Origin of the sequence: Streptomyces sp. NPDC048392 (assembly GCF_043200575.1) — a bacterium.
In the GTDB taxonomy this organism is placed as follows: Bacteria; Actinomycetota; Actinomycetes; order Streptomycetales; family Streptomycetaceae; genus Streptomyces.
Genome location: NZ_JBICYB010000024.1, coordinates 62,151 through 76,416, shown reverse-complemented (window position 1 = coordinate 76,416; position 14,266 = coordinate 62,151). Strand labels below are relative to the sequence as shown.

Annotated in this window: 11 protein-coding genes; 4 read left to right on the top strand and 7 right to left on the bottom strand. The window is 74.5% G+C overall.

The features are described 5' to 3' along the window. Window positions 1-39: 39 nt before the first annotated feature. The gene (locus ACGFYH_RS26845; protein ID WP_393805734.1) at window positions 40-645 is read right to left on the bottom strand and encodes a LuxR C-terminal-related transcriptional regulator; all 606 of its coding nucleotides are present in this window, start codon (window positions 643-645) and stop codon (window positions 40-42) included. Between the two features lie 424 nt (window positions 646-1,069). Here ACGFYH_RS26845 and ACGFYH_RS26840 point away from each other — a divergent pair, with 424 nt between their 5' ends. After that, window positions 1,070-1,861 carry a hypothetical protein gene (locus ACGFYH_RS26840; RefSeq protein ID WP_393805733.1) on the top strand — a complete coding sequence of 264 codons (792 nt, stop codon included), beginning with the start codon at window positions 1,070-1,072 and terminating at the stop codon, window positions 1,859-1,861. 195 nt (window positions 1,862-2,056) lie between these two features. After that, window positions 2,057-4,111: a phosphocholine-specific phospholipase C gene (locus ACGFYH_RS26835; RefSeq protein ID WP_393805732.1), complete on the top strand. Its 2,055-nt coding sequence runs from the start codon at window positions 2,057-2,059 to the stop codon at window positions 4,109-4,111. 10 nt (window positions 4,112-4,121) lie between these two features. On the opposite strand, the gene ACGFYH_RS26830 is transcribed toward ACGFYH_RS26835, so the two are convergent. Both ACGFYH_RS26830 and ACGFYH_RS26825 read right to left on the bottom strand, forming a co-directional pair. Next, entirely contained in the window at window positions 4,122-5,096 is a 975-nt protein-coding gene (locus ACGFYH_RS26830; RefSeq protein ID WP_393805731.1) for a hypothetical protein, read from the bottom strand. Next, entirely contained in the window at window positions 5,093-5,899 is an 807-nt protein-coding gene (locus ACGFYH_RS26825) for a phosphatase PAP2 family protein (protein WP_393805730.1), read from the bottom strand. The genes ACGFYH_RS26830 and ACGFYH_RS26825 overlap by 4 nt, the downstream gene beginning before the upstream one ends. A 206-nt stretch (window positions 5,900-6,105) precedes the next feature. On the opposite strand from ACGFYH_RS26825, the gene ACGFYH_RS26820 reads away from it, so the two are divergent. Next, window positions 6,106-6,720, top strand: a complete 615-nt coding sequence (locus ACGFYH_RS26820; RefSeq protein WP_393805729.1) for a TetR/AcrR family transcriptional regulator C-terminal ligand-binding domain-containing protein — start codon at window positions 6,106-6,108, stop codon at window positions 6,718-6,720. 281 nt (window positions 6,721-7,001) lie between these two features. Here the strand turns inward: ACGFYH_RS26820 and ACGFYH_RS26815 are convergent, their stop codons facing one another. Continuing rightward, a complete protein-coding gene (locus tag ACGFYH_RS26815; RefSeq protein ID WP_393805728.1) occupies window positions 7,002-8,036 on the bottom strand; it encodes a DUF2510 domain-containing protein in 1,035 nt (344 codons plus the stop codon). Between the two features lie 265 nt (window positions 8,037-8,301). Here ACGFYH_RS26815 and ACGFYH_RS26810 point away from each other — a divergent pair, with 265 nt between their 5' ends. Continuing rightward, window positions 8,302-10,980, top strand: coding sequence for an ATP-binding protein (locus ACGFYH_RS26810; RefSeq protein WP_393805727.1), 2,679 nt, complete (start codon window positions 8,302-8,304; stop codon window positions 10,978-10,980). Between the two features lie 222 nt (window positions 10,981-11,202). Here ACGFYH_RS26810 and pcaD read toward each other — a convergent pair whose 3' ends face one another. Genes pcaD through pcaG form a run of 3 tightly spaced genes read right to left on the bottom strand, consistent with a single transcriptional unit; the run spans window position 11,203 to window position 14,266 of the window. Then, window positions 11,203-12,318, bottom strand: a complete 1,116-nt coding sequence (gene pcaD / locus ACGFYH_RS26805) for a 3-oxoadipate enol-lactonase (protein ID WP_393805726.1) — start codon at window positions 12,316-12,318, stop codon at window positions 11,203-11,205. Window positions 12,319-12,320: 2 nt separating this feature from the next. Continuing rightward, window positions 12,321-13,664, bottom strand: coding sequence for a 3-carboxy-cis,cis-muconate cycloisomerase (gene pcaB / locus ACGFYH_RS26800; RefSeq protein ID WP_393805725.1), 1,344 nt, complete (start codon window positions 13,662-13,664; stop codon window positions 12,321-12,323). After that, a complete protein-coding gene (gene pcaG, locus ACGFYH_RS26795; RefSeq protein WP_393805724.1) occupies window positions 13,661-14,266 on the bottom strand; it encodes a protocatechuate 3,4-dioxygenase subunit alpha in 606 nt (201 codons plus the stop codon). The genes pcaB and pcaG overlap by 4 nt, the downstream gene beginning before the upstream one ends.

Here is a 14,266-nt window from a genome sequence, read left to right as displayed (position 1 = left end):
GGCGGTGCCGCGGAGGCTGCGGTCGTGGCCGGGAGCGCGTCACGTCCAGCCGGCGCTCTGGACGATGCGTATCGCGTCGACCCGGTTGCGGGCGCCCACCTTGCGGATCGCCGTGGCCATGTAGTTGCGGACCGTTCCCCGGGACAGGTGCAGGCGCGCCGCGATCTCGGCGATCGGCGCCCCCTGGGAGGCCAGGGCCAGGACGCCCAGTTCGCGGGTGGTCAGCGGCATCTCCGCGCCCTTCAGCAGGGCCACGGTGAGCGATTCGTCCAGGAAGCGCTCACCCTTGGCGACCGTGTGGACCGCGGTGATCAGCCGGTCGGCCGGGGCGTTCTTGTCGACCAGCCCGAGGGCACCCCCGTCGAACGCCCGGCGCAGCACCCCCGGCCGCTTGGCGGTCGTCAGGACGACGAGCCGGTCTCCGTACCGGGCCCGCAGGCGCTCACCGCGCTCCTCGTCCGGTCCCGTCAGACACTCGCCGTCCACGACACAGACGTCAGCCGGCAAGGCGTCACGGTCCGGCACCTCGGAGTCGGGGCACAGCGAGGAGACGTCCAGTGTGTCGTCCGATCTGAGCAGCTGTACCAGCGCCGAGCGCAGCAGTTTCTCATCGTGCACCACGAGAGTACGGACCATCTCCCCCACCCTTGTCAGCGGCAGCCTCGTTCCGGCTGCCGGCTCCACGCGCCCCCGCGCCACCGGGCCATGTGCCCCCATCCGCTCCGGTGGAACGCGACACGTACGCATGTGCGAACCGCACCGGAGTCAATCCGCCGTCGTGAGCGCTCCCCCGGGGGCGGGAGGAGGCGGGCGCCCGAGTGAAGAAGGGCGGATAACACACCAATCCGGGGGCGGCCTCCGCCGGTGTGACATCCGGCGCGCGGTGGTCGTCTCCTCGGTCCATCCCCTGGCATCCTGGCCAAGGCGGTCTCCGCCCCCCGGGGGCGGCCGCGCCCGCGGGCCCGGACCTGCCGGACCGGACGTCCACCGGTACCGGGGCCCGGCCGAAAACCGCCGCTGCTCAATCTGGCGCGAAAAGCACCGCTCCCGTCGGCGCTCGGGACTGTCGGTGGGTGCCCCTGGTCTTTCGCCGACGTCGGCGGGGCGGGCCGCGGGTGAACCGGCCGAGACCGGCGACGGCTTCGAGCGCTACGGCGCGGTCCTGTTCGGCACCGCCGGGTCAGAACCGATGCCCGCCGTCCGGCCGGAGCTGCTGGACGCCACGGGCAACGACCCCCGCCTGGCGGCCCTGTGCGCGGGAGAGCGGCCGAACGCCCAGGAGGCCGCGCTGAGCCTGGTGCACGACGGGCCCTTAGCCGAGCTGCTCGCCGTCCCCGGCAACCCGGTGGCGGGCGGGCGCGACGGAGACGGACGGTGGTGGCCGCAGGGTCCGGGCCGGTCGGTGCCCGACCTCGTCACGGAGGTGGCCGAGCGGCACGGCCTCGGTGAGGACGCCGCCGTCCTCCACCTGGCGCTGCTCGCCATGCCTGACCCCACCGACCGCGACACCGCGCGCTGGACCGGCTGGGGCGGACAGCGCGGGGGGACCGCCCGGCTCCGTGCCGCCCGCGCCGGACTCGCGGCCACCGACCTCGTACCGGAGGGCACCCGCCCCAAGGCCGGCCGCTCGCTGTTCCTGCCCGGCGGGTGGACCCGGCCCGCCGGTCCGCACCTCCCGCCGGAGCGGTGGAAGCCGCCGCTGTGCGACCTGCTCGACGGCGAGGCGCCCGCGCTGGGCGTCGTCGTACCCCCCCGGCCCGCCGCCGACCTGTACCGCGAGGCCTGGCAGCGTGTCCTGGACGGGGACGAGCCGCGACTGGAGGAACCGGAGGTACCGCGCCCGCGCGGGCGCCGCCGCTGAGTTCCGCCCGCCGCCCGCGGCCGTCCCCGGGCGGCGGGCCCGCCACACCTCGCGTACCGGTGACTTTCACACCAGCGCCACCGAACCCTTCCCTGACGTTTGCTGCTCCTGGAACACTCCTTTCGCGCGCGATCCGTCATCATCCGGCAGCGTCCGGCCGGTTGAACCCCCCAAGGCGAGAGGTCCCCCATCCCCATGGCCGAAGTCAACCGGCGCAGATTCTTCCAACTCGCGGGCGCCACAGCGGCGTTCAGCGCACTGTCCGCCAGTATCGACCGTGCCGCCGCGCTCCCGGCGAACCACCGCTCGGGGACGATCGAGGACGTCGAGCACATCGTCGTCCTGGTGCAGGAGAACCGTTCGTTCGACCACTACTTCGGCAGGCTGCGCGGTGTCCGCGGCTTCGGCGACCCGCACCCGGTGACCCTGGACAGCGGCAGGCCGGTGTGGCACCAGCCCAAGGGAGACGGCACGGAGGTGCTGCCGTTCCACCCGGAGGCCGACGACCTCGGCATGCGGTTCCTCGAAGGGCTCCCGCACGGCTGGTCCGACGGGCAGGACGCCTACCACGACGCCAAGTACGACCGGTGGCTGCCCGCCAAGGGCACCACCACCATGGCGTACCTGACCCGCGAGGACATCCCCTTCCACTACGCGCTCGCCGACACCTTCACCGTCTGCGACGCCTACCACTGCTCCTTCATCGGCTCCACCGACCCCAACCGCTACTACCTGTGGTCGGGTCACACGGGCAACGACGGCCAGGGCGGCGGCCCGGTCCTGGGCAACGACGAACTCGGCTACGACTGGACGACGTACCCCGAGGGGCTGGAGGCGGCCGGGATCAGCTGGAAGATCTACCAGGACATCGGCGACGGCCTCGACGCGGCCGGCCACTGGGGCTGGATCGACGACGCCTACCGCGGCAACTACGGCGACAACTCCCTGCTGTACTTCAACAGGTACCGCGACGCGAAGCCGGGCGACCCGCTGTACGACAAGGCCCGCACCGGCACCGACGCGAAGGGCGGCGAGGGCTACTTCGACCGGCTGCGCGCCGACGTCAAGGCGGGCCGGCTGCCGGAGATCTCCTGGGTGGCCGCCCCGGAGGCCTTCTCCGAGCACTCCAACTGGCCCTCGAACTACGGCGCCTGGTACATCTCCCAGGTCCTGGACGCGCTCACGTCCAACCCGGCGGTGTGGGCGAAGACCGCCCTGTTCATCACGTACGACGAGAACGACGGCTTCTTCGACCACGTGGTGCCCCCGCTACCGCCGAAGTCCGCCGCACAGGGCCGCTCCACCGTCGACGTCTCCCTGGACGTCTTCGAGGGCGGCGGCACCCACCGCGAGGGCTTCTACGGGCTGGGCCCGCGCGTGCCCATGCTGGTGGTCTCGCCCTGGAGCAAGGGCGGCTTCGTCTGCTCCGAGACCTTCGACCACACCTCGGTCATCCGCTTCATGGAACGCCGCTTCGGCGTCCGCGAGCCGAACATCTCGCCGTGGCGGCGTGCCGTCTGCGGCGACCTGACCTCCGCCTTCGACTTCTCCCGCAAGGACAGCCGCCCGGCCCGCCTGCCGGACACGGACGTCTACGAGCCGCCGGACCGCGAACGCCACCCCGACTACCGTCCGACGCCGCCCGCGGACCCCGGCATGCCCCGGCAGGAACGCGGAGCACGCCCCACCCGCCCGCTGCGGTACGACCCGTACGTGGACGGGGCCGCGGACACGGCGGCCGGGAAGTTCACGCTGGCCTTCGCCTCCGGGGCCCGGGCCGGCGCGGCCTTCCTCGTCACCTCCGGCAACCGCCCCGACGGCCCCTGGACATACACCACCGAGGCCGGCAAGAACATCGCGGACACCTGGAACTCGGCGTACTCCAAAGGCGCCTACGACCTGACGGTGCACGGCCCCGGCGGCTTCCTGCGGGTCTTCCGGGGCCGCGGCAGGGCCCCCGGAGCCGAGGTCACCGCACGGCACAGCGGCGACGACCTCCGGCTGACCCTCACCAACGCAGGGACCGGCACCGCCCGGCTGCGCGTCACCGACGCCTACGGCGGCCGGGGCCGGACCGTCACCGTGCGCCCCGGTGCCACCGCGCACCACACCGTCGACCTTGCGCACAGCCGGCGCTGGTACGACCTGACGGTCACCTCCGAAACCGACCCGGCGTTCCTGCGGCGCTTCGCCGGGCACGTGGAGAACGGCAGGCCGGGGGTCAGTGACCCGGCGATCATCACGGACTGAGGCGCGAGGCCTAAAGCCGTGTGAGGTGCCCCGGCCCCGGCTGCCGGGGCACCAGCACGGGGCCCGCCCGTCCCGGACCCTCCGGGCCCGGCCCCGTCCGCGTCGATCCCCGCGGGTCGGGTGCCGGCTCGGAGCCGGGGGCCACCGGACCGGCACGCTCGGGCCGCGGCGGGGTCGCCCGGCTCAGCTGGAGCACTCCCCAGGCGGCCAGCGCCGCACCGGTCAGCGCGAGCAGCACGCCGCCCGCGCCGCCCCTGAGCCGTTCCCCGAGCAGGGACAGCCCGATCACGGCGGCGGCCAGCGGATTGGCCAGCGTCACGACCGCCAGCGGGGCTCCGAGCCCGCCCCGGTACGCCGTCTGGGACAGCAGCAGGCCGCCCGCCGCGAAGGCGGCCACCAGCACGGCCACGCCGATCACCCGGGCGCTCAGCAGCGGGCCCGAGCGGTCGGTGACGGCGACCGTGACGGTCTGGGTGAGCGCCGAGGCGACGCCGGAGGCGATGCCGGACGCCGTCGCGTGCCGCAGTCCCGGCCGGGTGCCGGGCCGCGACAGCATGCCGATCAGCGCCGCCGTCGCACCGGACACCGTCAGCGCCTCGGGCACGCTCAGCGCGTCGTCGGGTGCGGGTCCCGACGCGGCGAGCAGCAGCGCGCCCAGCCCCGACAGCGTCAGTCCGGTGCCCCGCCACTCGACCGCGCTCACCCGCCGGCCCGCCAGCCGCGCCCCCAGGGGCACCGCCGCGACCAGGGTGAGCGCACCGAGCGGCTGGACCACGGTGAGAGGACCGTACTTGAGCGCCACGACGTGCAGCAGCGCGGCCGAGGCGTTGAGCGCGACCGTCCACCACCAGGCGCCGGAGGCCAGCAGCCGCGGCGCGCCGCCGCCGGGACCGCGCGAGGCCAGCCGTTCCTGGGCCACGGCCGCGGCGGCGTAGGCGCAGGCGGAGACCAGGGACAGCACCACGGCGACGAGAGCGGCGCTCACCGGCCCGCCCCGACCGGCTCGTGCGGCTTCGCCGCCGCGCGACGGCGGACCTCGGGACGCCGATGGGGCAGGGCGTACCGCGGCCGGTGCGGCACCCGGATCACGGTGAGCGCGAGGCCGAGGAGCGCCGCGGCCACGATCACGTCGAGCCAGTAGTGGTTCGCGGTGCCCACGATGACCAGCAGCGTCGCCAGCGGATGCAGCAGCCACAGCCACCGCCGGCGCGACCGCGTCGCGACGATCAGGCCGATCGCCAGCATCAGGGCCCAGCCGAAGTGCAGCGAGGGCATCGCCGCGAACTGGTTCGACAACTGGCCGGTGCGCGGCGGACCGTACACCGAGGGACCGAAGACCCGGGCCGTGTCGATCAGACCGGTGGCATGCAGCATGCGCGGCGGGGCGAGCGGAAAGAGGAGGTGCAGCACCAGCGCGGCGCCGGTCACCGCGGCCAGTGTCCGGCGGGCCCACACGTAGTGCGCGGGCCGTCGCAGGTAGAGCCAGACCAGGAAGGCCAGCGTGGCGGGGAAGTGGACGGCGGCGTAGTAGGTGTTCGCCGCGTGGATCAGCGTGTCGCCGTGCAGGAGGAGGGACTGCACCGTGCTCTCGTCGGGCAGTCGGACCACGTGCTCCCAGTCCCGGACGTGGCGGGCGTTGCGGAACGCCCCGGCGGTGTGCCCGGTCGCCAGCCGGCGGCCGAGCTCGTACACGAGGAAGAGCCCGGCCACGAGCAGGAGCTCACGGACGAGCGGTGGGCGCGCGGGCGCGGCCGGCCCCGCTTCTGCGGGCTCGCTGCGGGTTTTCATCCCCGGGCCCCTTCGCTGACGGTGGTGCGTGTGGGTCATCGGGCACGGGGGCGCGTGACGGCTTTCATCGATACGACCTCGTTCCGATACGCCAGTGTACCGATACGACCGTGTACCGGTACACTGGCGTATCGGTGGACGTACGACACACTGGAGTGCGGGGCCGGGCACGGGTCCCGGAGCACGAGCGATGAGGAGCGGGGCCGATGACGTCGCAGGACGCGGACCGACCGGAGACGGCCGGCACCTCGCGCCGCTCCAAGCTCACGCCCGAGCGTGAGCAGGAGTTCTTCGACGCCGTGCTCGACCAGCTCCGCTCCTGCGGCTACGACGCCGTCACCATGGAGGGGATCGCCGCCAGCACCCGGTGCAGCAAGTCCACGCTCTACCGGCAGTGGAAGACCAAGCCCCAGTTCGTGGCCGCCGCACTGCGCTCCAGCCGGCGGGTGCGCTTCACCGACATCGACACCGGGTCGCTCGCCGAGGACCTGCGCCGGGCGGCCGCGGCCGCGGGCGAGGGCGCGGGCAAGGACACCGGGCTGCTCCAGGCGCTCGGCCACGCGGTCATGGAGGACCCGGAGCTCAAGGGCGCGCTGCGCGAGGCGCTCGTCGAGCCGGAGATCGCCGCGCTCCGGGAGATCCTCGCGCGCGGTGTGGCACGGGGAGAGGTCCCCGCCGGACACCCGGCGCTGGAGTACGTGCCCGCACAGCTCTTCGGCATGCTGCGGATGCGGCCCGTCCTCGAGGGCGAGCAGGCCGACGCGGAGTACCTCGTACGGTTCGTGGAGGCCGTCGTGCTGCCGGCGCTCGGCCTCCCCTGAGACCCAGGTCGCCGTCCACGGGATGACTGGACGGTGGCCTGCCCGCGCCGCACCGTGGGGACGGGGGCGGCGCGCACCCCCGGCCGGGTGGGGCACCCTTTGAGCGGAGGGGCGCCCCACCCGGCCGATCATTTTCCGGCCGTACCCGGCCAGTTCCCGGTGCGTACCGGGCCATACTCCCGCCGGGTCCTCGGCCGCCTTTCCGCCGGGCCCTCGGCCGCCCTCCGGCCCGGTCCTCGGCCGCCTTCCGGCCCGGTCCTCGGCAGCCTTCCGGGCCCCGGTCAGACGTCCTGTCCGCTGCCGCCGCCGGAGGTGTCCGCCTCGATGCCCCTGGTGATCTCGTCGATCACCGACTGCTGCTCCCCGACGTCGACGCCGAAGCGGACGACGACGATGCGCCGGGGGTCGGCGGGCGAGGGGAACGCGAGCGACTCGACATAGCCGTCGGAGCCCTTGGCGGTGACCGCCTTCCAGCGGACCAGGTAGCCCTTCCGCCCGGCGACCGTGACCGCCTTGGAGGCCAGCTCGTCGTGCGAGGTGATCCCGCCGTAGGACTTGCCGCCGTAGGACTCCTCTGCGTTCGCCTCGATGTCGGCCTTCGCGACCGCCTCGGCGGTGCCGCCCTTGGTGCCCAGCACCACCGCCGGAGCCGAGTAGGCGCCGCCCTTGGTGCAGGTCGCGGAGGCGTCGCCGGGACACTGGTAACCGTCGTCCGACGTCACCGACGCACCGACCTGCAACTGCTGCCCGGACCAGCCGTCCGGGATGGGCAGGCTGATCCCGCCGACCGGGTCCGTCACCGACCCGCTGTCGACCGTGGGCGGCTCCGACTCGCCCGGGGAGTCCGGCGCCGGCGACCGGCCGTCCTCACCGCCGCCGTTACCGCCGCCCGAGTCGCCGAAGGGCTCGTCCCGGCCGCCGGGGCCGCGCCGGTCCTGCTGCCAGCCGCCCGCGCCGCTGCCGCCCGAGCCGTCGTCGGTCAGCGCGTACACGCCGACCCCGATGCCGGCCAGCACTGCCACGGCCACCGCGACGGCTATGCCGGTAAGCAGCCGTCGCCGTCGCGCGGACGGCGGCTGGACCGGAACGCCCGGATACCCGGGGTGCACGGGATACGGCCCGGGCGTCGCTTCCTGCACCGGCGGCTGCACCGGCGGCTGCGCGGGAGGCCGGCCGGGAGGAGCCCACGCGGCGGCCTGCCCCGCGGGGCGGACCTGGTCGGTCCACGCCTTGCCGTCCCACCAGCGCTCGGTGGCGGGACCGTCATTCTTCTGTCCGGGGTCCGGGTACCACCCGGGGGGAGTCGCCTGCGTCATGCGTCCACCGTATGAGGCGTCGGTGAAAGCCGGATGAGAGGCCCGGTCGCACACCCCGTTCCGGCCGGGCCACCGCCCCTCGCGGCGCGACGGGTTGACGGACGCCGTCCCGCACCGCCGCAGATGGCGGGCCCGGTGCGTCGTTCACGCTTTACCGCATGTCACCCGTCACGGCAACTGGTCCGCGGAGCGCTCACCACTCGCGCGATCGGAAGGCTAGGCTCAGGCTCGGTACGTCATTCGGGCGACTCGGGGAGGTAGCGGGATGACGGAGGTTCGGCGGACGGGAGCCGCCTCGGCCTCTCTCTGGGAGCGCGACGAGGAAGTCGCCACCATCACGCGTGCGGTCGACATCCTGTGCGCGGACCGCTCGTCCCCCGGCACCCTGCTGGAGGCCCGCGGCGAGGCCGGGGTCGGCAAGACGGCGCTGCTCGCGGAGGCCCGCCGCATCGCCGAGGCCCGGCGCTGCACCGTCTGGTCGGCACGCGGCGGCGAGACCCTCAGGTCCGTCCCCTTCAACGTGGTGCGCCAACTGCTGCAGCCCGCACTGGTGTCCATGCTCCCGGAGGAGGCACGCGAGTACCTCGGCGACTGGTACGACATCGCCGGTCCCGCCCTCGGCATAGTGGACCCCGGTGAGCGGCAGGCCGACCCGCAGGGCGTGTGCGACGGCCTGGTCGCCGCCGTGCGCCGGCTCGCCCGTCGGGAGTGGCCGCTGGTGCTGCTGATCGACGACGCCCACTGGGCGGACCAGGAGACCCTGCGCTGGCTCGCGGCGCTCGCCGAACGGCTCGACGAGACCTCCGTCCTGGTCGTGATCGCCCGCCGCCCCGGCGACGTCAGCGGCGACAGCGCCCGCCACCTGGAGACGGCCACCGCCGTGGGCCGGCCCATCGCCCCGCTGAACGCCCTCACCCCCGACGCGACGGCCGGACTCACCCGTGCCACGCTGGGCGGCCACGCCGACGCCGCGTTCTGCCGCGAGGTGTGGGCCGTCACCGGCGGCAACCCCTACGAGACCGTCGAACTCCTCGCCAAGATCCAGGACAGTGAACTGCAACCGGTCGAGGGGGAGGCCGCCGAGCTGCGCGCGCTGAACCGCTCGGCCCGCGGCGGCGGCGTCGTCGCCCGCCTGGAGCAACTCGGCGTCGACTCAACCCGGTTCGCCTGGGCCGCCGCCATCCTCGGGGGCGGCATCACCGTCGACATGGTGGCCAGGCTCGCCACCCTGGACCGCGCCGACGCCGCCCGCTGCGCCGAACTGCTCCGAGGCGCCCGGATCCTGACCGTACCGGACTCGACCACCGGTCAACCGGGCGCGGGCGAGCTGGAGTTCGTGCACCCGCTGATCGCCACCGCCGTCTACAACTCCATCCCCGACGCCCTGCGCACGGCGATGCACGGCATAGCGGCCCAGCTCGTCACCGACTCCGGTCTCGGCGCCGCGGCCGCCTCCCGTCACCTGCTCAAGGTGTATCCCGACGACGACCAGGAAGTCGTGGAGCAGCTGCGCGAGGCCGCCCGCGAGCACCTCGCCGTCGGAGCGCCCGACGCCGCCCGCCGCTGCCTGGAACGGGCGCTGCGGGAACCGCCGTTGCCCGAATCCCACGCACGGGTGCTGTTCGAGCTGGGCTGCGCCACCCTCCTCACCGCGCCCGCCACGACCATCGGCCACCTGCGCACCGCGCTCGCCATGCCCGGCCTGGACGGCGAGCAGCGCGTCGACGCCGTCTTCCGGCTCTCCCAGGCCCTGCTCCACAACGACCAGCTGGAGGAGGCCGTCCGTACCGTCGAGGCGGAGGCCGCACGCAACCCCGACCCCTCCGCGCGACTGCGGCTGGAGGCCGCCCAGTACATGTGGGAGGGCATCCACGCGGGTGAGACGTCCTCGCCCCGCCGCTCCGCCCGTCTCACAGAACTCGCCGCCACCTGCACCGGCCGCGACAACGCCGAGCGCGCCCTGCTCATCCTGCGCGGCTTCGACGCCATGACCCACGGCGAGAGCGCCGAAGAGGTCGTCGAACTGTGCGACCGCGCCCTCGTCAACGGCCGCCTCGCACCCGGACTCGGCTGGACCGACACCGAGTGGGGCCTGGAACTGCCGATGATGCTGGCCAGTTCCTACGCCTACGCCGACCGTCTCGACCGCGCCGAGGCACTGTTCACCGAGGCCCTGCGCGCATACGAGAGCGCCGGCTGGAGCGGCGGCCACCTCTCCCTCGCGCATGCCTACGTGGGTCTCGGCCACCGCAGGCGGGGCCGCCTCAAGGAGGCCGAGCAGTCCCTGCGCGCGTCCCTGCGCATCGCCGAACGGGTCGGCCGCGGGCTGCCGCTGTACTGGTCGGCGATCTGCAATCTGATCGACACCCTGCTCGCCCGCGGCCATGTCAAGGAGGCCCGGGCCCTCGCCGACCAGTACGGCTTCGCACCGCCGTATCCGTCGACGATCGTGCTGCCCGACCCCCGCTCGGTGCGCGGACGGCTGCTGCTCGCCACCGGCCGTACCAAGGAGGGCGTCAACGAGCTGGAGGCGGCCGAGAAGGCGGCGGCCGCGCGTGGCCGGCACAACCCGGTGGTGGTGCCCTGGGCGACCGAGCTGGCCCGGGCACTGGCCACCGAGGACCCCGCCCGCGCCGCCCGGCTGGCCACCGACGCGCGCCGCCAGGCCGAACGCTTCGGCACGGACACGGCGATAGGAGAGGCCCTGCGCTGTGCCGCCGCACTGGAGACCGGCCAGCGCGCCGTCCGGCTCGCCGCCCAGGCCGTCACCTACCTGGAGGCCTCGCCCTGCCAGTACGAACACGCCGCCGCCCGCGTGGAGTACGGCATCGCGGCCCGCTCGGCGGCCGAGCTGAACAGGGGTCTGGCGCTGGCCGACTCGTGCGGCGCCGACGGACTGGTGGCGCGGGCCCGTCAGGCCCTGGCGCTGGACCACCCGGGCTGAGCGGCGCCACGGCCCCCGCGGTGCCGCGCTCCGGGACGCCGCGTTCTGGGGTGTCGTGCTCCGGGACGCCGTGCTTTGGGGCATCGCGTTCTGGGGTGTCGTGCTTTGGGATGCCGCGTTCCTGGACGCCGCGTTCCAGGGCGCCGCGCTCCGCGGGACGCCGTGCCCTGGAACGTCGCGCTCCGGGACACCGCGCTCCGCGTTGTCCCGCCCGGGGGCGCCTTACTGGCGGGTGTCGCCCTCCTCGGCCAGTACCCGCTGGGCCGTCGCGAACGCCGAGTTCGCCGCGGGCACCCCGCAGTACACCGCCGTCTGCAGCAGCACCGCCCCGATCTCGTCCGCCGTCAGCCCGTTGCGCCGCGCCGCCCGCACATGCATGGCCAGCTCCTCGTAGTGGCCGTGCGCGACCAGTGCCGTCAGCGTGACCATGCTGCGCTCGCGGCGCGAAAGCGTCTCGTCGGTCCAGATCTCGCCCCACGCGTAGCGGGAGATGAAGTCCTGGAAACGGGCGGTGAACGGCGACTGCCGCCTCTGCGCCCGGTCCACGTGCGCGTCGCCCAGCACCTCGCGCCGCACCGCCATGCCCCGCCCGGCCCCGCCGTCGAAGTGCGCCCGCAGAGCGGTCAGCACCTTCTCCGGCCGCTCCGCCGGCGCCAGATGCGAGGCCCCCGGAATCTCGGTCAGTGCCGCGCCCGGCACCGCGTCGGCGATCTCCCGCAGATGCGCGGGCGGCGTGGCCGGGTCCTCGCGTCCGGCGATCAGCAGCGTCGGCACGGAGATGTCCCCGAGCCGGTCCCGCAGGTCGAAGGCGGCCAGCGCGTCGCAGCAGGCGGCGTACGCGCCCGGATCCGCCTCCCGGTGGTCCCGGACCAGCCGCGGCACGGTGAACCCGAGCGTGAACCACCGCGCGTCCGCGCTTGCCGCCAGATTCTGCAGGCCCTCCGCGCGCACCCGCGCGGCCCGCTCCTCCCACGGCTTCGCGCCGTCGAAGTGCGCCGACGAGCAGACGACCGCCAGGGACGACACCCGCTCCGGATGGCGCACGGCCAGATACAGGCCCACCGCGCCGCCCAGGGACACCCCGGCGTACGCGAACCGCTCCAGCCCGAGCGAGTCGGCGAGCGCCAGTACCAGGGCGGCGAGATCACCGACGGTGGCGCCCGGCCCGATCAGGCCCGCTGCCGAACCACCGTGCCCCGGCAGGTCCCAGCGGATCACCCGGTGCCCTGTGGACAGCTCGGGTGCCACCGATGCCCACACGGCGTGCGAGGTGCCGAGCGAGGGCCCGAGCAGCAGTGGGGGAGCGGAGGCGGGGCCTTCGGTCAGGTGGTCGAGCATGGTCAACGTCGCTCCAGAGCACGGTCGGTCAGGGCTCCCGCGGAGCCGGTGCAGCCGACGGGATCGGTCGGTGAGCCGAGGTCGAGGCCCCGCAACTCCGGTACTTCGCCCAGCAGTTCCCCCAGGCTCCGGTCCTCGGCGTAGGCACGCGCCGCCAGCTCGGTGAGCAGCTCCCCGGCGCGGGCCCGCCCGAGCACCGGCGCCAGTTCGGCGGAGAGCCGCTCGGACACGATGAGCCCGTGCGTGAGACCGAGGTGCGCGCGCATCACGTCCGGACGCACCCGCAGCCCCTCGGCCAGTTCGGCGGCGTCACGTGCTGCGCCGCCGGTCAGGCGCAGCAGGTCCCGCAACGGCTCCCACTCGGCGTGCCAGGCTCCGGCCGGGCGCTCGTCCTCGGCGACCAGCGAGCCGTACAGCGTGGCGGCGAGCTGCGGCGCACGCCGGGCGGCGGCCGCGATCAGCGTGGACCGTACGGGGTTGGCCTTGTGCGGCATCGCCGACGAACCGCCGCCGGCGGCCTCGGCGGCCTCGGCGACCTCGCCGATCTCGGTGCGGGACAGCGTCAGCACGTCCGCGGCGACCTTTCCGAGCGCTCCGGCCGTGAAGGCCAGACAGCCCGCCAGGTCGGCGACCGGGGTGCGCAGGGCGTGCCACGGCAACGCGGGTGCCCGCAGCCCGAGTTCACGGGCATACGCCGGGGGCAGCGCGACCGGGTCCGTCGCGCCGTACGCCTCGAAGGCGGCCAGGGTGCCGGCCGCCCCGCCGAGTTGGGCGGGCAGCGTGTCACGCACCGCGCTGATCCGGTCCCGAGCGTCCAGCACCAGCGTGCGCCACCCGGCCGCCTTCAGCCCGAAGGTCGTCGGCACGGCGTGCTGGGTGAGCGTCCGGCCCGGCATCGCCGTGTCCCGGTGCTCGGCCGCCAGCCGGGCCAGTGCTTGTTCCGTACGCGTGAGATCGGGCAGCAGCAGGTCCAGGGTGCGGGCGGAGACCAGCATCGTCGCCGTGTCCATGATGTCCTGGCTGGTCGCGCCCCGGTGCACGTACGGGCCGTACGGCTCGCCGACCGCCTTCGTCAGGTCGGCCACCAGGGGGATGACCGGATTCCCGCCGCCGCGGGCACGCTCGGCCAGTGAGCGCAGGTCGAGGGCGGCCGGGTCGGCGGCCCGGCTCACCGCGTCCGCCGCCTCGGCGGGGGCGAGGCCCAGCGCGGCCTGGGCACGGGTCAGTGCCGCCTCCGCGTCGAGCAGGGCCCGCAGGTACGCGCGGTCACCGGTCGTGGACGCGGCGGGCGACCCCGCCCACCCGGGGGCGAGCAGGCTCGTGTCGGCGTCGGCAGCTGATGTCACTGGAACTCCAGGAAGACCGTCTCGCCCTCGCCCTGAAGGCGGATGTCGAAACGGTACGTCCCGCGGCCCTCGTCGGCCGCGATCAGCGTGTCGCGGCGCTCGGCCGGCACCCGGGACAGCAGCGGGTCGGCGGCGAGCACCGTCGCGTCGCCCGGAAGGTAGATCCGGGTGAACAGGTGCACGAGCAGCCCGCGCGCGAATACGCACACGCTCACGTACGGCGCGCCGGCCCCACGTGCCCCGGGTCGCAGCGTCCGCGCGTACCAGTGGCCGTTCGCGTCGGTCTGGAGGCGTCCGAATCCGGTGAACTCCACGCCGTTGCGGCCCAGGAAGCCGCCGGAGGCCGGGTCGCGCCGCATCGAGCCGTCGGCCGTCGGCACCTCGCCCTCGGTGTCCGGCCCCCACAGCTCCAGCAGGGCGTCGGGCAGCGGGTCGCCCCCGCCGTCGTACACGTACCCGTGCACGGTGACGGTGTCCGGGTGCCCCGCGGGCGTGATCTCCTCACCGCCGCGGAAGGGCAGGGCGTACCCGTAGAAGGGGCCGACCGTGTGCGACGGGGTGGGCAGCACGTGCTCCGGGCGGCTGGTGTCGGTCTTCGTCAT